Here is a 16,515-nt window from a genome sequence, read left to right on the forward strand (position 1 = left end):
GACGCGGAGTCAGCCGCGCGCGTACATCCGGCATTCGGCGACGAAGGCCAGCAGATTGGGATCGCGCTCGCGGCTGCGCAGGAACACCGCGCCGATGCGCTGCTGCAGCCGGTAGCGCGGCGCCAGGGGCAGCAGCTTGAGGCGACTCTGGTAGACCGCCTCGACCCGCCCGGGCAACAGCGCGTAGCCCACCCCGGAGCTGACCATGCTCATCAGCGAGAAGATGTCGTTGACCTGCATGATCACCTCCGGCTCGAACCCGGCCTGGGCGAACACCTGGCGGCCGTCGCGAAAGGTGGCGAAGCCCTGGGTCAGGGTCACGAAGGGCACCCCCGCGAGGTCGCGCAGGTCCACCTCGGCCTGGTCGGCGAAGGGCGAGTCGCTGGGCGCGGCGAGAAAGATGTCGTCACTGAACAGCTCGACGCTCTCGCAGTCAGCATCCACCACGGCGTCGTCCAGGGCCACCAGCATGGCGTCCAGCTTGAAGTCGTGCAGCTGCACGGCGAGGTCGGCGTTGGAGCCCAGCACCAGGTCAATGTTGAGTTCGCTGCGCCTGAGCTTGAGGCCCATGATCAGCTGGGGCACGGTCTTGACCGTCAGCGAATAGAGCGCGCCCAGGCGGAAGCGATCGGCCGAAAAGCCGGCCGCCTGCCGCGTGAGGCGTACCGTCTCGGCCAGGTCCTGCATCAGTCGTTCGGCCCGTGCCTCCAGCACGAAGGCGCCATCCAGCGGCGTCAGGGTGCGCCCCTCGTGCTTGAACAGCGGACAGCGCAGGGCGTTCTCCAGCGAATGGATGGCGCGGTGCACGCTGACATGGCTGGTACCCAGCTCGGCGGCGGCCCGCGCCAGGTTCCGGCTGCGCATGAAGGCCAGGAAGATCTCCAGCTTGCGCAGGGTGAGTTCATCGGTATCGGACATGGCAGCCAGCAGGCGATGGAAGACAGCTGCCCACCTTGCCCGGATGGGCGGGCGGCGTCGAGTCTTCGAATCGCCCTGGCGGCGCCTGGCTCCCTCGGTGCAATCCCGAGGGTAACCAGGCGCCTCCTCCCGGCCCTACAACCAACCCTTGATCTGCTGGCAGACCGCCGTGGTGGAGATGCCGTAGCGGTCGTGCAGGGTCGGCAGCGCCCCGGCGTCGAGGAAGGCGTCGGGCAATGCGATCTGGCGGAAGGTGGGCGTCACGCCGTTGCGCAGCAGGGTGGTCGCCACCGCCTCCCCCAGGCCACCGATCAGCGAATGGTTCTCCGCCGCCACCACCAGCCGCCCCGGCTTGCGGGCTTCCGCCAGGATCGTCGCCTCGTCCAGCGGCTTGATGGTCGGCACGTGCAGCACCGAGACGTCCACGCCATCCGCGGCCAGGGCCTCGGCGGCCTCCAGGGCGCGCATGGTCATCAGGCCGGTGGACACCACCAGCACGTCGCGACCGGGGCGCACCACCTGGGCCTTGCCGAGCTGGAACCGGTAGTCGTAGCGGTCCAGCACCAGGGGCACGTTGCCGCGCAGGAGGCGCATGTAGACCGGCCCCTGGTGGGCGGCGATGGCCGGCACCGCCTGCTCGATCTCCAGGGCGTCGCAGGGGTCGATGACCATGAGGTTGGGCATGGCGCGAAAGATCGCCAGGTCGTCGGTGGCCTGGTGGCTGGGGCCGTAGCCGGTGGTCAGCCCCGGCAGCCCGCAGACGATCTTGACGTTGAGATTCTCCTCGGCGATGGCCATGCAGATGAAGTCGTAGGCGCGGCGCGAGGCGAATACCGCATAGGTGGTGGCGAAGGGCACGCAGCCTTCGCGGGCCAGGCCGGCGGCGGCGCTCATCAGCAGCTGCTCGGCCATGCCCATCTGGTAGAAGCGCTCGGGATGGGCCTTGGCGAAGATGTGCAGGTCGGTGTACTTGGCCAGGTCGGCGGTGAGGCCGACGATGTCCTGGCGCTGCTCGGCCAGGGCCGCCAGGGCGTGACCGAACGGAGCCGGTCGCGTCGGCTGGCCCTCGGCGGCGATGCTGGCGATCATCGCCGAGGTGGTCAGGCGTGGCTTGGTGGCGGTGCTGGTAGTCATCAGAAGTCCCTCCCGGCATCCAGGGCATTGAGGGCCAGGGCCCATTCGTGCGCCTCGACGCGGATGAAGTGAGTCTTGTCGCGGGTTTCCAGGAAGGGCACGCCCTTGCCCATGCGGGTATCGCAGAGAATGATCCGGGGCTGTCGGCCGGGGTGCTGGCGGGCGCGATCGAAGGCGGCAACCAGTGCCTCGCGGTCGTTGCCGTCGACGCGCTGGACGAACCAGCCGAAGGCCTGCCAGCGCTCGGCCAGGGGTTCGAAGGCCAGGATCTCGCGGCAATGGCCGTCGGCCTGCTGGTTGTTCACGTCCACCAGGGCGATGAGATTGTCCAACTGCCAGTGGGAGGCCGACATGGCCGCTTCCCAGGTGGCGCCCTCGTTGAGTTCGCCATCGGACAGCAGGTTGTAGACGAAGGCGCCGGACTGCTTGCGCTTGAGACCGAGGCAGGCGCCCACGGCGATGCCCAGGCCCTGGCCGAGGGAACCGCCGGTGATCTCCATGCCCGGGGTGTAGGCGGCCATGCCCGACATGGGCAGGCGGCTGTCGTCGCAGCCATAGGTTTCCAGCTCTTCCTGCGGCACGATGCCGGCCTCGATCAGCGCGGCGTAGAGGGCTATCGCGTAGTGGCCGATGGACAGGTAGAAGCGGTCGCGCCCTTCCCACTCGGGGTCCTGTGGCTGGTAGCTCAGGGCGTGGAAGTAGGCGACGGCCAGGACGTCGGCGACGCCCAGGGCCTGGCCGACATAACCCTGGCCCTGGATCTGGCCCATGCGCAGGGCATGGCGGCGGATGTTGTGGGCGCGCTCGGCCAGCGAGAGCGGTGCGAGCTGTGGCGAAGAAGCGGTCATGATCTGTACCTCGATTAGCGATTGACCAGGGCGGCAGGAATGCGCAGGACCAGCGTGGCGCCTATCACCAGCACCCCGGTGATGAGGAACATGCCGATGGCGCTGGAGCCGGTGCTGGTGGTGATCCAGCCGATCAGGTAGGGCGAGCAGAAGCCGGCCAGGTTGGCGAAGCTATTCACCGCGGCGATGCCGGCGGCGGCGGTGACCCCGCCCAGCAGCGTGGTGGGCAGCATCCAGAACAGCGAGGACGCCGAAAGGACGCCGGCCGCAGCCAGGCACAGGCTGAGGATCGACAGGGTGACGTTGTGGCCGAAGACCGCGGCGAGGCTGAGGCCGCAGGCGCCCAGCAGCATGGGAATCACCAGGTGCCAGCGGCGCTCGCGGTGCCGGTCGCCGCTGCGCCCGGCCAGCAGCATGGCGACGATGGCGCACATGTAGGGCAGGCTGGTGAGCAGGCCGATGTGCAGTGGATCGGCGACCCCCGAATTGCGCACCAGGGTCGGCAGCCAGAAGGTGATGGCGTACTGGCCCATGACCACGCAGAAGTAGATGGCGGCCAGCAGCCACAGCCGGCGATCACGGATGAAGTCGCGCACGCTGGCGTGCTCGGTCTTGTGCTGGTTGTCCTCGGCCAGTTCCTTCTGGATCAGCGCCTTTTCCTCGTCGTCCAGCCAGGTCGCCTGGTGCACGCCGTCCTTGAGATAGCCGAGCACCAACACCCCCACCAGCACCGTGGGGATGGCTTCGATGACGAACATCCACTGCCAGCCGGCCCAGCCGTGGACGCCGGCGAACTGATTCATGATCCAGCCCGACAGCGGGCCGCCGATCATGCCCGACAGGGGAATGGCGACGAACCAGAGCACCGTCATGCGGGCGCGGCGGTAGGTGGGAAACCAGTAGGTGAGATAGAGCAGCAGACCGGGCGCCAGGCCCGCCTCAGCCACGCCGAGCAGGAAGCGCAGCAGATAGAACTGCCAGGCCGTCTCGACGAAGGCGAACAGCCCCGAAAGGATGCCCCAGGTGATCATGATGCGGGCGATCCAGCGTCGCGCGCCGACCTTGTGCAGGATGATGTTGCTGGGCACCTCGCAGAGGAAATAGCCAATGAAGAACATGCCGGCGCCGAGGCCGTAGACGGCTTCGCTCAGCGCCAGGTCGTTCATCATCTGCAGTTTGGCGAAGCCGACGTTGACCCGGTCCAGATAGGCGCAGAAGTAGCACAGCATCAGGAAGGGCATCAGCCGCCAGGCGGTCTTGCGATAGGCATTGGCGCGCGCCGAGGTGGCCGCTGCCAGGGTGAGCGTAGTCATGGTCTGATCTCTTGTTGTTATGGGCGCCGCAGCCGCGGGCGCCCTTGTCGATGCAGAGCGTTGAAAACGAGGGGGCGATCAGTGGATCAGCATGCCGCCGTTGACGTCCAGGGTGACGCCGGTCAGGTAGCCGGAGAGATCGCTGGCCAGGAACAGCGCGGCATTGGCCACGTCTTTGGGCTCGCCGAGGCGACCCAGCGGGATGCCGTCGATGATCGACTGGCGGCGCTCGTCGTGCATCAGTCCGCCGGTGATGTCGGTCTGGATCAGGCCTGGGGTCAGGGCATTCACGCGGACGCCGTCCGGCCCGAATTCCCGCGCCATCGCCCTGGTCAGGCCCAGCACCCCGGCCTTGGCGGCGCTGTAGTGCGGTCCGCCGAAGATGCCACCGCCACGCTGGGCGGACACCGAGGACAGGCAGACGATGCTGCCAGCGCCCTGCGCGCGCATGGCCGGGATCACCGCCTGGGACATCAGCAGGGTGCCGCGCAGGTTGACGTCGAGGATGCGGTCGTAGTCGGCGCGGCCGATCTCCAGGGTCTTCACCGGCTGGGTGATGCCGGCATTGTTGACCAGCACGTCGAGGCGACCGTACTGGGCGAGCGCCTGGTCGACCGCGGCCTTGACCTGGGCTTCGTCGGCCACGTTGGCCGCCAGGCCCAGGTGACCTTCGCCAAGGCTGGCGGCGGCATCCCGCGCGGCACTGGCATCGAGGTCGAGGATGATGACCCGCGCGCCCTGGGCGGCGAAGGCCTGGGCCGTGGCGCGACCGATGCCGCGCGCGGAGGCGGCGCCGGTGATGAGGGCGATCTTGTCTTGCAGCAGCAGGGCATTCAGGGGCATGACGCTATCCTTCTTGTTGTTGTGGAGGGCTGTCGCTGAGGGCCAGAGTGCCCCTGCCCCAGGGCCCCAGCAACGCAGCCTGCGTCAGACCGTGCTGAAAAAAATTCATGCCTGTGGCTTGGCAGATCGGCCAGGCCTGTCGACAATCAGCCTCGAACTGGCCACAGAAGCCGCGCCCCATGGATTCCGCCAAGACGCTTTCCCTGCCACCCCTGAAAGCCCTTCAAGCCTTCGAGCAGACCGCCCGCTTCGCCAACGTCGCCCGCGCCGCCGAGCAACTGGCGCTGACGCCCTCGGCGGTCAGCCATCAGCTGGCCAAGCTGGAAGCCCTGGTGGGTCGCGCCCTCTTCGTCCGCGGCGCGCGCGGCATGACCCTGACCCCGGCCGGGGAGCAATACCTGGAAGAGGTCAGCGAGGTGCTGCACCGGCTGGCCATGGCCACGGATCGCGCGGCCAGCGATGCCGGCCTGGAATGCCTGCGCCTGCACTCGGCGCCGAGCTTCGGCCTGCTCTGGCTGATGCCGCGGCTGGAGCTGTTTCGCCAGAGTCATCCCGACCTGCAGATCAATCTCTCCTGCTCCTACGAATCCCTGCACTTCAGCCGCGACAAGGTCGACATCGACATCCGCCACGGCCTGCCCAGCTGGCCGAACCTGGAGATCCGCACCCTGCAGCGCGAACGCCTGGCGGTACTGGCCGCGCCGCAGTTGCTGGAAAAACGCCCGGTCCGGTCGCCGGCGGATCTGCTGCACAGTGAGCTGATCCTGTCCGAGGCCACCCTCATGAAGTGGCCCAACTGGTTCGCCCAGCAGGGCCTGGCGCTGCCGGAACGTCCCTACACCCTGAGTTTCGATCGCTCCTACATGACCCTGGAAGCCGCCCGCCATGGCCTGGGCTTCGCCCTGGAGAGCACGGTGCTGGCGGCGGACTATCTGGCCCGCGGCGATCTGGTGCGGGTCCTGCCCCAGGACGACGACCTGCCGGTGGCCGCGCACCACCTGGTGTTTCCCCGGGCGCACTCGCGCTACGCCCGGGTGCGGCGCTTTCTCGACTGGCTGCAACAGGAACTGGGGCAGCCCTTCGACTATTAGCCTGCCTGCAGCCGCTGCCGAAGCAAGGCGACGAAGGCCTGAGCCGCCGGGGTGAGGCTGCGGCCGCTGGGGGTCAGGATGCCCAGCGGCCGGGCCAGGCTTTCGCCGCGGACCGGCAGGGCCACCACCGGGGCCTCGCCGCCCGCCGATTCCGGCAGCAGGGCGAGGCCCTGGCCGGCCGCCACCAGGGCCAGCAGGGTGCTCATGTAGTTGGCTTCCAGCGTCGCCACCAGGCGCAGGCCGGCGGCGGCGAAGGCGAAGTCCAGGCATTCGCGCACGCTGCTGTCGCGACCGGTGAGCAGCAGGGGTATGGCGTCGAGTTCGCCCAGGGTGATTTCGGCGCGGCCTGCCCAGGGATGGTCGCGAGGGACGAACAGCTGCAGGTGATCGACGTACAGCGGCTGGAACTCCAGGCCCACGGCCCGTGGCCGGACGCCGATGCCCAGATCCACCTGCCCTTCCCGGACCAGCGCCTCGACTCTACCGGCCACCACGTCCTGCAGGCGGACCTCGATGGCCGGATGGCGGGCCTGGAAGGTCTTCAGCAATTCGGGAAAGGGGCCCATGAAAAAGGACGGCAAGGCCGCCAGGGTGATCCGCCCGCGGCGCAGGCCCGCCAGGTCCCGGGCATGGGTCTGGACATCGCCCAGGTCCACCAGGATGCGCTCCAGGGGCCCACGCAGTTCTTCACCGGCGGTGGTGAGCTGAACCCTTCGCGGGGTGCGTTCGAGCAGTTGCACCTCCAGCCAGGCTTCGAGTTGCTGGATCTGCACGGTGAGCGCCGGAGGGGACAGGTGCAACTCCTCGGCCGCGCGGGCGAAGGAGCCCTGGCGGGCCACGGCGAGAAAGGCCTGCACGTGCTGGAGCAGATTCTTCATTTTGTTTTTCTGAACGCTGCTTCGAAAGATTCCAATTTACAGGAGATCCGGCGTCTTCGAATACTGGACCCACAACAACAAAACCTCCCGTGCGCCCGCCTGCCGTGCCACGGTCCAAGGAGTCCGCCATGCTCGCCCTGCTCGGTGTCGTCACCATTCTTGCGTTGCTCGTCGCGGTCATGAGCAAACGCGTCTCGCCCCTGGTCGCCCTGATCGTCATTCCCATCGCCGCGGCCCTGATCGGTGGCTTCGGCCTGGGCACCAGCGCCTTCATCATCGCCGGCATCAAGGGCGTCGCCCCGGTGATCGGCATGTTCGTCTTCGCCATCCTGTTCTTCGGCATCATGACCGACGCCGGGATGCTCGATCCCATCATCGACCGCATCCTGCGCACCGTCGGCACCCGGCCGACGCGCATCGTCTGCGGCAGCGCCCTGCTCGCCCTGCTGGTGCACCTGGACGGCTCCGGCGCGGTGACCTTCCTGGTGACCATCCCCGCCATGCTGCCGCTCTATACCCGCCTCGGGCTGGACCGGCGCATCCTGGCCTGCGTGGCCGCCATGGCCGCCGGGGTCAACTTCCTGCCGTGGACGGGCCCGGTGCTGCGCTCCTCCGCCGCCCTGCACGTGCCGGTGGCCGATCTGTTCCAGCCACTGATCCCGGTGCAGCTGGTGGGTCTGGCCTTCTTCGCCAGTGCCTGGTGGCTCGGTCGCCGCGAGGAGAAGCGCCTGACCCTGGCCGGCCAGGCGCCCTGGCTGGACGCTAGCGGCGCGGGCGCTGCACCGGAGCGGGTACTCAGCGATGCCGAGCGCGCCCTGCGTCGCCCCGGGCGGTTCTGGATCAACCTGCTGCTGACGCTGGTGGTGATGGGCGTGATGATCGCGGGCTGGGTCGATCCGGTGGTGATGTTCATGCTCGGCACCGTCGCCGCGCTGTGCCTGAACTACCCCTCGGTGGACGCCCAGAAGGCGCGCATCGACGCCCATGCCAAGACCGCCCTGACCATGGCCAGCATCCTCTTCGCCGCCGGGGTCTTCACCGGCATCATGCAGGGCAGCGGCATGCTCAAGGCCATGGCCCAGGTGGCGGTGGCGGGCATCCCGGCTGGCCACGGGCAATTGATCCCGGCGGTGGTGGGCTTCCTGTCCATGCCGCTGAGCCTGCTGTTCGATCCGGATTCCTTCTACTTCGGCGTCATGCCGGTGATCGCCGAGGTCGGCCGCAACCTGGGGGTCGATCCGGTGCAGGTGGCCCAGGCCTCGCTGCTCGGGGTGCACACCACCGGTTTCCCGGTCAGCCCCCTGACCCCGGCGACCTTCCTGCTGGTGGGCCTGTGCAAGCTGGACCTGGCCGATCACCAGCGCTTCACCATCCCCTTTCTGTTCGCGGCCTCGGTGCTGATGACCCTGACCGCCCTGCTCCTGGGAGTCTTCTAGATGAGCCGTCTTCTTCGCATCGGCTGCGGCGCCGGCTACTCCGGTGATCGCATCGAACCCGCCGTGGAGCTGGCCGAGCATGGCCGCCTCGACTACCTGGTGTTCGAATGCCTGGCCGAACGCACCATCGCCCTGGCGCAACAGGCGCGGCTGGCCGATCCCGAGGCCGGTTTCGATCCGCTGCTGGAGGCACGGATGCGGCGCATCCTGCCGCTGCTGAATCAGGCGGATCGTCCGCGCCTGCGGGTGATCACCAACATGGGCGCCGCCCATCCCTCCGCCGCGGCGCGCAAGGTCGCGGCCCTGGCGCGAGAGCTGGGCGTCACCGGGCTGAAGATCGCTGCCGTGGCCGGCGACGACGTGCTGGCCCAGCTGCCCGCCGACGCCCTGCTGGACAGCGGCCAGACCCTGGCCGAACTGGGCGACCGGGTGATCTCGGCCAATGCCTACCTGGGCGTGGAAGGCATCGTCCAGGCCCTGGAAGCGGATGCCGATGTCATCATCACCGGCCGGGTAGCCGATCCCTCGCTGTTCCTCGCACCCCTGGTGCATGAATTCGGCTGGGCGGCGGATGACTGGGAACGTCGCGGGCGCGGCACCCTGGTCGGTCATCTGTTGGAATGCGCCGGTCAGGTCACCGGCGGCTACTTCGCCGATCCCGGTTACAAGGACGTCCCCGACCTCGCTCGCCTGGGCTTTCCCCTGGCCGAGGTGGACGCCGAGGGCCAGGCGACCCTGACCAAGATCGCGGGCTCCGGCGGCTGCGTGACCCCGGCGACCTGCAGCGAGCAACTGCTCTATGAGGTACACGACCCGGCGGCCTATCTGACGCCGGACGTCACCGCCGACTTTTCCGGCGTTGCCCTGCAGCAGTCCGCGCCGGACCGGGTCGCGGTCAGCGGGGCCCGGGGCAAGGCGCGACCCGCGCAGCTCAAGGTCTCGGTGGGTTATCGCGACGGCTGGCATGGCGAAGGCCAGCTGTCCTACGCCGGACCGGGCGCCCTGGCCCGCGCCCGCCTGGCGGCTGAGGTGGTGCGCGAGCGTCTGCAACTCTGTGGCGTACCGGTTCAGGAGCTGCGCTGCGAACTGATCGGCTGCGACGCCCTGCACGGCGAGACGCTGGCCGCGCGCGCTACCGGCGAACCCTGGGAGGTCCGCTTGCGGGTGGTCGGGCGCTGCGCTACCCGCGCGGCGGCGGCGCAGATCGGCAACGAGGTGGAAACCCTCTATACCAATGGGCCGGCCGGCGGCGGTGGCGCCACCAAGGCGGTCCGCGAGGTGATCGCCGTGGCCTCGCTGCTGTGGCCGCGTGCGGCCGTCACCCCTACCCTGGAGCTGGAGACGCTGCCATGAAACTGCGCGAGATCGCCCACGTCCGTACCGGCGACAAGGGAGACACTTCGAACATGGCGGTGATCGCCTATCGCCGTGAAGATTTCGAGCGCCTGCGCCGGACGCTGACCGCGGAACGGGTCGCCGCCTGGTTCGCCGACAGCCGACCCGCCGACGCCGCGCCCGTGCGCCGCTATGAGTTGCCCGCCCTGGGCGCGCTGAATTTCGTGCTGCCCGGCGCCCTGCGCGGCGGCGTCACCCGCTCGCTGGCGCTGGATGCCCATGGCAAGGGGCTGGGCGCGGCCTTGCTGGATCTGGAGCTGACGGACTAGCCGCACGGCTCAACCCGGGTGCCGACACCCGCGCCGGGCAGGCGCGTCAGCAGGATGGTGTCCTTGTCGAGCGGGACCTGGGCGCCCTTGCGTCTGAGTTCGTTGATGGCATGCAGCAGGATCAGATTCACCTGTTCGACCTCGCGCATGTCGTCCGCCTTGAGCAGCCGCGACACCCGCACATTGTGATCGGCCTCGATGAGCGTGATCAGCAGGCCGTCACTGCGCCGCTCCAGCTCATGGCGCACGGGTGGATCGAGTTGGGCCAAGCGTTCATGCAACCTGTTCATCTGCAGGCTCCCGAAGGAACGTTACCCACTTGAGGCTAGCCGCCGCGGTAGAGAACGCAAGGCGTCCGTGTCGCTGTGTCATACCAGGGTCAGGAGAGGGTGCACCGCGGCCAAGAAGCGGCTGAGGTCTGTCACGAAGCTGCCATCAGTATCCGGCAGGCTGGGCCTCCTGACCGCCACGTCGTGGCAGAGGCCGATCCATGGATACCCGCCCCGCCCTCCGCCACCGCACCCCGGCAGTCTCTCCTTCGACGCGCGCGGCCTTGTCTGCCAGGACGGCCTGCCATCGTCACGCCGAGGCGCATGGTCAACGCATCGCCTTGGCCACCCGGCATCTGATAGCGCTCGGGCATCTGCAGATCCTCTTGGTGACAGCCCGGCAACGGTCGGTCGCCGAGGCCGACGCCGAATTACAGGCACATTGCCAGGTCATGCTGGCGGAGGGGCTGCCACTGCTGCCGCGTCTGGAGCTCGACCTGGCGGCTCCCCCATACGGGCCGGAGCTTGCCGCCAGCCTGGCCGGCATCGCCCCGACCGTCCTGCTCTGCACCCAGCCGGCCCTGGCCAGGGCGCTGCAGACCGCCCTTGCGTCCCAGGGAGAGCTGACCATCATGGGTCCCGAAACACGGGATGGGGCGCAGTACGCATCCTGGCACTAGCTCGGACGGTCACCTTTCAGAAATTCGTACCCCGTACGCCCTGCCCCGCCTGATCGGGCTGCTGCAGGTTGCCCGAATTAGCGGTCTTGACCGGGTTCCAGTCGATCTCGGCGCGCTGCACCGCATCGGCGGTGAAGCGTTCGTTGAGTTCCGGCGCCAGGCGATGGCCCCAGTAGGCCAGCTTCGCCTTGTAGCCCACGGTGATTTCCTTTTGCGGTTGCAGCAGCGCCTTGACGATGGCCTGCACCGCCTTGTCCGGTGCGTCCTTGGTCGGCAGATCGGGACGGTGGCCGGTATAGGTGGCCGCATGGCCCCAGATCGGCGTATCCAGCGCCCAGGGCAGCACCGTCGACAGCTGAATGTTCGGCTGGCGTCCACGCCGCAGTTCCTGCTGGAGCACCCGGCCGAGGCTGAGCACCGCGGCCTTGGACGCCGAATAGGAGGCCTGATAGGCGTGGGGGATCTCGCCGTCGACCGACGCCACATTGACCAGCCGGCCATAGCCCTGGCGACGGAAGCGCTGCAGGGCCAGGTGAGTGCCAATGACCACGCCTTTCACATTGGTATCCAGCAGACGCAGATGATCGTCCAGCGGGATCTCCTCGAAGCGGCCCACGGCCACGACACCGGCATTGTTGATCCAGCCGTCGATGCGACCGAAGCGCTGCTCGGCCTGCTCGGCCAGGGCAGTCATCTGCGCCATGTCGGCGACATCGGTGGGCACTGCCAGGGCGGCCACGCCCAGGGCCTGGACCTCGACCGCCAGGGCTTCCAGCGCCTCGCTGCGCCGCGCGGCCAGCACCAGATTGGCACCGTGCCGGGCCAGCGCCAGGGCCACGCCACGACCGACACCACTGGAGGCGCCGGTGACGACGATGGTCCGGCCGCTCAGTTGCGGGTGATCAGGCCGCCCGGAACGCCGGGGCGAGGTGCGGTTCAACAGGGCCAGGGCGGCAGGCAGGGCAAGGAGCAGTGGCAGGGTACGCATCAGGGATCTTCCTCGGTTCTGTGTCTGAGGTGTGACCCATGGCCGACCGCACTGACGTCCCGCCTGGGACGACCGGGGCCCGGCGCGCCGACGGCAAGCGCTTCGCTTGATCGCCGGGATCGCCGCGCCAGGGCAGCCGCCGTGCCCCACGACCGTTCGGCGGAAGAGCTCAGTCTTCGGTCTGGCGATGCGGCATGACGATGCCGTGCAGCTTGAGCCGCCGATAGAGGGTGGCCCGGGAAACACCCAGGGCACGGGCGGCGGGGATGGCCTTCCAGCGGTGCCGCACCAGGGCCGCCAGGATCGACCGTCGCTCCGGGCTGTCGACCTGGGGCTCAGGTTCGGTGAGCAACGCGCGTCCGGGGCGCAGGCTGGCCGGCAGGTGATCGAGGGTGATGCGGGCACCGTCGCACAGGGCGCAGGCGTAACGCAGCGCGTTGCGCAACTCGCGCACGTTGCCCGGCCAGTCATGTGCCAGGATGGCCTCCTGCGCCTGGGGCGTCAGCGCCGGCGCAGGACGCTCGCCGCCTTCCTCTTCGAGCAGCCGCCGCGCCAGCGCCAGGCGGTCGGCACGTTCGCGCAGTGGTGGCAGCTGGAAGACGGCGCCATTGAGGCGATAGAACAGGTCTTCGCGAAACAGTCCGGCGGCGACCCGCGCCTGGAGGTCGCGGTGGGTGGCGCAGACCAGCCGTACATCGACCCGCCGCGCCTGGGCGCTGCCCACCGGCAGCACTTCACCCTCGGCCAGCACCCGCAGCAGGCGCGTCTGCAGGGCCAGGGGCATGTCGCCGATCTCGTCGAGAAACAGGGTGCCGCCATCGGCCGCCACGATCAGGCCGTCGCGACCCTGGCGCTGGGCGCCGGTAAAGGCCCCCGCGGCATGACCGAACAATTCGCTCTCGATCAGGCTTTCCGGCAGCGCCGCGCAATTGAGGGCCATGAAGGGCCGCCCGCTACGATCGCCGCCCTGGTGCAGGCCGCGGGCAAAGACCTCCTTGCCGGTGCCGGTCTCCCCGGTCACCAGGATCGGCAGGCCGTGGCGATAAAGACGCAGGGCGGTCGCGAGCGCCTGGCTGACCTGCGGCTCCTGTTCGTCTTCGGTCTCCAGGGCTTCGCGCACCAGGGGAATCACCACACCCGTGCGCGGCCGCGGCGCCCGGACCCGCGCGTGGAACTGCGCCTCGCCCAGGCGCAGGGGTTCAGGATCGTCCTCCTGCAACCGCGCTGGGGCATCGCGACCGAATAGCTCGTCAAGGCGCTGCGGCAGGTAGCCCAGCTGAGTGAGGCAGAGTTGCCGGGCCGGACGATTCAGACCGGTCAGGCGGCCATTCGAATCCCAGGCCAGCAGGTATTCCGGCTGGGTGTCGAGATAACTGGCCTGGGCATGGCCGCAGAGCACCCAGTCGCCCCGGGCGCTGTGCATGAAGTAGGCATTCTCGATGCGCCGGGCGCTGTCGCGGGTGAATTGCTGGATCAGCAGCTGGCTGCGCCGGTCGTCCGGCGAGCGCGGCGCCGAGACGTCCAGCACGCCGAGCACCTCGCCGCTCGGCGCGAACACCGGCGCCGCGGTGCAGGTCAGTCCGGTGAAGGCCACGCGGAAGTGATCGGCCTTGTGCACCGTGACCGGCGCCCGGTCGGTCAGTACCGCGGCCACGCCGCAGGTACCCTCCTCCTGCTCGGACCAGCAGGTACCCAGATAGAGCCCGACGCGGCGGCATTCCTCATCGAGCCGGTCGCTGACCCGGTAATCCAGGGTATGGCCCTGGGCGTCGGCCAGCAGCACACAGTAGTCGGCCGCCTCGACCCGCGCATGCAGGGCGCCCAGTTCGCCATCGGCGACGCGCAGGAAGTCTTCCGCCGCCTGCTGGTGCTGGCGCAATTCGTAGCGCGAAAGGATGCGCGGCCCCCGCAGAGAGCCCGGGTCGAGCTGATATTGCTCGAAGGAACGGCGCCAGGAATCGAGGATGCGCCCGGGCGGACTGGCCGCGCGCAAGGGCGCGCGCAGGGCCTGGTCGATGGCGCGGGCGTGATAGCGGGCCTGGGTAGACAGCATTGACGTCTCTCCCTGAATTCCGGTCATGGCATGGAAGGCCGGTCATTGTTCTGCCCTTCATTTAGCGCCCCCTGGCCCCGGCCTTCAAGTCCGCCGCGTCGTGAGACGAATCGTCTCAGCGTCTCGCCCTCCCGTCGCAGGCGTGAGACGCCCCGGCGCGCGGAGTCGCCCCTCCTACGACCAGTCGCCTCCATTCAAACCCGCGCCCTGCCTGCACTGCAGCGGATTCATCACGGTTTGGCACCGGCCTTGCTCAGGGCTCTGCGAGGCGCCTATCACAACGACAAGAGGGCCAGACCCATGAGCGCACCCCGGCATCACCGCACGGCTGCCCTGACCACCGGCCCGTGCCTCGGAGCTCAGCCATGCCCGTAACCGTCGGCATCCTGCCCAACCCGGCCTCGGGCCGTGACCTGCGCCGGCTGACCGGCAACGCCGCCCTGACCTCCAGCACCGACAAGGCCGGGGTGGTGATGCGCCTGCTGGCGGCCTTTGGCGCCACCGGCGTAGAGCGGGTGCTGCTGCCGCCGGACATGACCGGCATCGCGGCCGCCGTGCTCAAGGCCAGCGGCAGTCGCCAGGCCCGCGAGCAGCGCTGGCCTGAGCTTAGGTTTCTCAACCTGCCGCTGACCCAGACCGTGGACGACACCCGGCGCGCCGCGCGGCTGTTGCTGGCCCAGGGCGCGGCGGTGATCGCCGTGCTCGGCGGCGACGGCACCCACAAGGCGGTGGCCGCCGAGGTGGGCGACCTGCCGCTGCTGACCCTGTCCACCGGCACCAACAATGCCTTTCCCGAATTGCGCGAGGCCACCAGCGCCGGCCTGGCCGGTGGCCTGGTGGCGAGCGGCCGCATCGACCCGGCGCTGGCGCTGCGGCGCAACAAGCGGCTGCGGGTGGAAGTGCCGGAACGCGACATCCGCGACTGGGCGCTGGTGGACGTGGCGGTCTGTCGCCAGACCTATCTCGGTGCCCGCGCGGTGACCCGGGTGGAGGATCTCGCGGAAGTCTTCACCACTTTCGCCGAGCCCTGGGCCATCGGCCTGTCGGCCCTCTGCGGTCTCTGGCACCCCGTCGCGCGCAGCGCTCCCCATGGCGGCTGGGTGCGACTGGAGCCGGAAGCCCCGGCGCAACTGACCGTTCCCCTCGCCCCCGGCGTGCTGGCCCAGGCCGGCATCGCCGCCAGTGGCCTGCTGCTGCCCGGCGAACCCCGGATGCTGTCGCTGGCCACCGGCACCCTGGCGCTGGACGGCGAGCGGGAAATCGAATTCGGCCCCGAGGAGCGTCCGCAGGTGACGCTGGACCTCGACGGCCCCCTGAGCATCGACGTGGAGCGGGTACTGGAGCTGGCGGCGCAGCAGCGCCTGCTGGTCCGCCGCCTGCCCGCGTCGGCCCTCGGCAATCCTGGAGAACAATAAGATGAGCGAGACCGTAAGCGTCGAAAACCTGAGCCATGCCTACCGGGTGATGCGCACCATCCGCGTCTTCGAAGAGCGGCTGCACGTGGAATTCGCCACCGGCGAGATTCCCGGCTTCGTCCACCTCTATGCCGGCGAGGAGGCCTCGGCCGCCGGTGTCATGGCCCACCTGGGCCACGAGGACAGCATCGCCTCCACCCACCGCGGCCACGGCCATTGCATCGCCAAGGGCGTGGACGTCTACGGCATGATGGCCGAGATCTACGGCAAGAAGACCGGGGTCTGCCAGGGCAAGGGTGGCTCCATGCACATCGCCGACCTGGAAAAGGGCATGCTCGGTGCCAACGGCATCGTCGGGGCCGGCGCCCCGCTGGCCGCCGGCGCCGCCCTGGCCGCCAAGCTCAAGGGCAGCGACGCCGTTGCCGTGGCCTTCTTCGGTGACGGCGGCTCCAACGAGGGTGCGGTGTTCGAGGCCATGAATCTGGCCTCGGTGTGGAATCTGCCGTGCATCTTCGTCGCCGAGAACAACGGCTACGCCGAGGCCACCGCCTCGAACTGGTCGGTGGCCTGCGACCACATCGCCGATCGCGCAGCCGGCTTCGGCATGCCCGGGGTGACGGTGGACGGCTTCGACTTCTTCGCCGTCCATGAAGCCGCCGCGGCCGCCGTGGCCCGCGCCCGGGCCGGCGAAGGCCCCTCGCTGATCGAGGTGAAGTTCACCCGCTACTTCGGCCACTTCGAGGGCGACGCCCAGACCTATCGCGATCCCAACGAGGTCAAGCAGGCCCGGGAGCAGCGCGACTGCCTGATGCAATTCCGCGAGCGGGTGACGCGCTCCGGCCAACTCCAGCCCGCCCTGCTCGACAGCATCGACCAGGAGGTGGAACAGCTCATCGAAGACGCCGTGCGCAAGGCCAAGGCCGATCCCAAGCCCGGCCCGGAAGACCTGCTCACCGACGTCTACGTCACCTACGCCTGATCGGAA

General features: G+C 69.1%; 16 protein-coding genes. 7 read left to right on the forward strand and 9 right to left on the reverse strand.

Features of this window, described 5'->3' with window-relative positions; all coding sequences use genetic code 11:
* Positions 1–9 precede the first annotated feature (9 nt).
* The 5 genes from PVZ72_RS12550 to PVZ72_RS12570 all read right to left on the reverse strand — a co-directional run bounded on the left by PVZ72_RS12550 (position 10) and on the right by PVZ72_RS12570 (position 5,041).
* Entirely contained in the window at positions 10–918 is a 909-nt protein-coding gene (locus PVZ72_RS12550) for a LysR family transcriptional regulator (RefSeq protein WP_158891024.1), read from the reverse strand.
* A 135-nt stretch (positions 919–1,053) separates the two neighbouring features.
* The gene (locus PVZ72_RS12555; RefSeq protein WP_133860726.1) at positions 1,054–2,052 is read right to left on the reverse strand and encodes a transketolase family protein; all 999 of its coding nucleotides are present in this window, start codon (positions 2,050–2,052) and stop codon (positions 1,054–1,056) included.
* Positions 2,052–2,900 (reverse strand): transketolase, encoded by an 849-nt coding sequence (locus PVZ72_RS12560; RefSeq protein WP_187979433.1) that lies wholly within the window; start codon positions 2,898–2,900, stop codon positions 2,052–2,054. The genes PVZ72_RS12555 and PVZ72_RS12560 overlap by 1 nt, the downstream gene beginning before the upstream one ends.
* A 14-nt stretch (positions 2,901–2,914) precedes the next feature.
* Entirely contained in the window at positions 2,915–4,213 is a 1,299-nt protein-coding gene (locus PVZ72_RS12565) for an MFS transporter (RefSeq protein WP_187979434.1), read from the reverse strand.
* Between the two features lie 78 nt (positions 4,214–4,291).
* Positions 4,292–5,041 (reverse strand): SDR family NAD(P)-dependent oxidoreductase, encoded by a 750-nt coding sequence (locus PVZ72_RS12570; protein ID WP_187981362.1) that lies wholly within the window; start codon positions 5,039–5,041, stop codon positions 4,292–4,294.
* A gap of 194 nt (positions 5,042–5,235) precedes the next feature.
* Between PVZ72_RS12570 and PVZ72_RS12575 the strand changes: the two genes are divergently transcribed.
* Positions 5,236–6,147, forward strand: a complete 912-nt coding sequence (locus tag PVZ72_RS12575; RefSeq protein WP_273862061.1) for a LysR substrate-binding domain-containing protein — start codon at positions 5,236–5,238, stop codon at positions 6,145–6,147.
* Here PVZ72_RS12575 and PVZ72_RS12580 read toward each other — a convergent pair.
* The gene (locus tag PVZ72_RS12580; RefSeq protein ID WP_273862062.1) at positions 6,144–7,025 is read right to left on the reverse strand and encodes a LysR family transcriptional regulator; all 882 of its coding nucleotides are present in this window, start codon (positions 7,023–7,025) and stop codon (positions 6,144–6,146) included. The genes PVZ72_RS12575 and PVZ72_RS12580 overlap by 4 nt on opposite strands.
* A gap of 128 nt (positions 7,026–7,153) precedes the next feature.
* Between PVZ72_RS12580 and PVZ72_RS12585 the strand changes: the two genes are divergently transcribed.
* Genes PVZ72_RS12585 through PVZ72_RS12595 form a run of 3 tightly spaced genes read left to right on the forward strand, consistent with a single transcriptional unit; the run spans position 7,154 to position 10,125 of the window.
* Complete coding sequence (locus tag PVZ72_RS12585) at positions 7,154–8,461, forward strand: CitMHS family transporter (protein ID WP_273862063.1); 1,308 nt, start codon at positions 7,154–7,156, stop codon at positions 8,459–8,461.
* Entirely contained in the window at positions 8,462–9,814 is a 1,353-nt protein-coding gene (locus PVZ72_RS12590; protein WP_273862064.1) for an acyclic terpene utilization AtuA family protein, read from the forward strand. It begins immediately after the preceding gene.
* Complete coding sequence (locus tag PVZ72_RS12595; protein WP_273862065.1) at positions 9,811–10,125, forward strand: AtuA-related protein; 315 nt, start codon at positions 9,811–9,813, stop codon at positions 10,123–10,125. The genes PVZ72_RS12590 and PVZ72_RS12595 overlap by 4 nt, the downstream gene beginning before the upstream one ends.
* On the opposite strand, the gene PVZ72_RS12600 is transcribed toward PVZ72_RS12595, so the two are convergent.
* Positions 10,122–10,415 (reverse strand): hypothetical protein, encoded by a 294-nt coding sequence (locus PVZ72_RS12600; protein WP_187979439.1) that lies wholly within the window; start codon positions 10,413–10,415, stop codon positions 10,122–10,124. The two genes, PVZ72_RS12595 and PVZ72_RS12600, sit on opposite strands and share 4 nt — an antisense overlap.
* A 200-nt stretch (positions 10,416–10,615) precedes the next feature.
* Here PVZ72_RS12600 and PVZ72_RS12605 point away from each other — a divergent pair, with 200 nt between their 5' ends.
* Positions 10,616–11,074, forward strand: a complete 459-nt coding sequence (locus PVZ72_RS12605; protein WP_273862066.1) for a hypothetical protein — start codon at positions 10,616–10,618, stop codon at positions 11,072–11,074.
* A gap of 16 nt (positions 11,075–11,090) precedes the next feature.
* Here the strand turns inward: PVZ72_RS12605 and PVZ72_RS12610 are convergent, their stop codons facing one another.
* Entirely contained in the window at positions 11,091–12,062 is a 972-nt protein-coding gene (locus PVZ72_RS12610) for an SDR family NAD(P)-dependent oxidoreductase (protein ID WP_273862067.1), read from the reverse strand.
* 169 nt (positions 12,063–12,231) lie between these two features.
* Positions 12,232–14,115: a sigma-54-dependent Fis family transcriptional regulator gene (locus tag PVZ72_RS12615; RefSeq protein WP_273862068.1), complete on the reverse strand. Its 1,884-nt coding sequence runs from the start codon at positions 14,113–14,115 to the stop codon at positions 12,232–12,234.
* Positions 14,116–14,480: 365 nt separating this feature from the next.
* Here PVZ72_RS12615 and PVZ72_RS12620 point away from each other — a divergent pair, with 365 nt between their 5' ends.
* Both PVZ72_RS12620 and PVZ72_RS12625 read left to right on the forward strand, forming a co-directional pair.
* Entirely contained in the window at positions 14,481–15,530 is a 1,050-nt protein-coding gene (locus PVZ72_RS12620) for an ATP-NAD kinase family protein (RefSeq protein ID WP_273862069.1), read from the forward strand.
* Position 15,531: 1 nt separating this feature from the next.
* Positions 15,532–16,509 carry a thiamine pyrophosphate-dependent dehydrogenase E1 component subunit alpha gene (locus tag PVZ72_RS12625; protein ID WP_133860739.1) on the forward strand — a complete coding sequence of 326 codons (978 nt, stop codon included), beginning with the start codon at positions 15,532–15,534 and terminating at the stop codon, positions 16,507–16,509.
* Positions 16,510–16,515: the final 6 nt, after the last annotated feature.

Origin of the sequence: Pseudomonas sp. LA5 (assembly GCF_028640825.1) — a bacterium.
GTDB lineage: Bacteria > Pseudomonadota > Gammaproteobacteria > Pseudomonadales > Pseudomonadaceae > Chryseomonas > Chryseomonas aestiva.

What these genes read in the sequence shown, in the direction of transcription:
- PVZ72_RS12575 (WP_273862061.1), top strand. Translation starts at nt 5,236, where the DNA reads ATGGATTCCGCCAAGACGCTTTCCCTGCCACCCCTGAAAGCCCTTCAA.
- PVZ72_RS12605 (WP_273862066.1), top strand. Translation starts at nt 10,616, where the DNA reads ATGGATACCCGCCCCGCCCTCCGCCACCGCACCCCGGCAGTCTCTCCT.
- PVZ72_RS12555 (WP_133860726.1), bottom strand. Translation starts at nt 2,052, where the DNA reads ATGACTACCAGCACCGCCACCAAGCCACGCCTGACCACCTCGGCGATG.
- PVZ72_RS12625 (WP_133860739.1), top strand. Translation starts at nt 15,532, where the DNA reads ATGAGCGAGACCGTAAGCGTCGAAAACCTGAGCCATGCCTACCGGGTG.
- PVZ72_RS12610 (WP_273862067.1), bottom strand. Translation starts at nt 12,062, where the DNA reads ATGCGTACCCTGCCACTGCTCCTTGCCCTGCCTGCCGCCCTGGCCCTG.
- PVZ72_RS12620 (WP_273862069.1), top strand. Translation starts at nt 14,481, where the DNA reads ATGCCCGTAACCGTCGGCATCCTGCCCAACCCGGCCTCGGGCCGTGAC.
- PVZ72_RS12550 (WP_158891024.1), bottom strand. Translation starts at nt 918, where the DNA reads ATGTCCGATACCGATGAACTCACCCTGCGCAAGCTGGAGATCTTCCTG.
- PVZ72_RS12565 (WP_187979434.1), bottom strand. Translation starts at nt 4,213, where the DNA reads ATGACTACGCTCACCCTGGCAGCGGCCACCTCGGCGCGCGCCAATGCC.
- PVZ72_RS12615 (WP_273862068.1), bottom strand. Translation starts at nt 14,115, where the DNA reads ATGCTGTCTACCCAGGCCCGCTATCACGCCCGCGCCATCGACCAGGCC.
- PVZ72_RS12590 (WP_273862064.1), top strand. Translation starts at nt 8,462, where the DNA reads ATGAGCCGTCTTCTTCGCATCGGCTGCGGCGCCGGCTACTCCGGTGAT.
- PVZ72_RS12585 (WP_273862063.1), top strand. Translation starts at nt 7,154, where the DNA reads ATGCTCGCCCTGCTCGGTGTCGTCACCATTCTTGCGTTGCTCGTCGCG.
- PVZ72_RS12600 (WP_187979439.1), bottom strand. Translation starts at nt 10,415, where the DNA reads ATGAACAGGTTGCATGAACGCTTGGCCCAACTCGATCCACCCGTGCGC.
- PVZ72_RS12580 (WP_273862062.1), bottom strand. Translation starts at nt 7,025, where the DNA reads ATGAAGAATCTGCTCCAGCACGTGCAGGCCTTTCTCGCCGTGGCCCGC.
- PVZ72_RS12560 (WP_187979433.1), bottom strand. Translation starts at nt 2,900, where the DNA reads ATGACCGCTTCTTCGCCACAGCTCGCACCGCTCTCGCTGGCCGAGCGC.
- PVZ72_RS12595 (WP_273862065.1), top strand. Translation starts at nt 9,811, where the DNA reads ATGAAACTGCGCGAGATCGCCCACGTCCGTACCGGCGACAAGGGAGAC.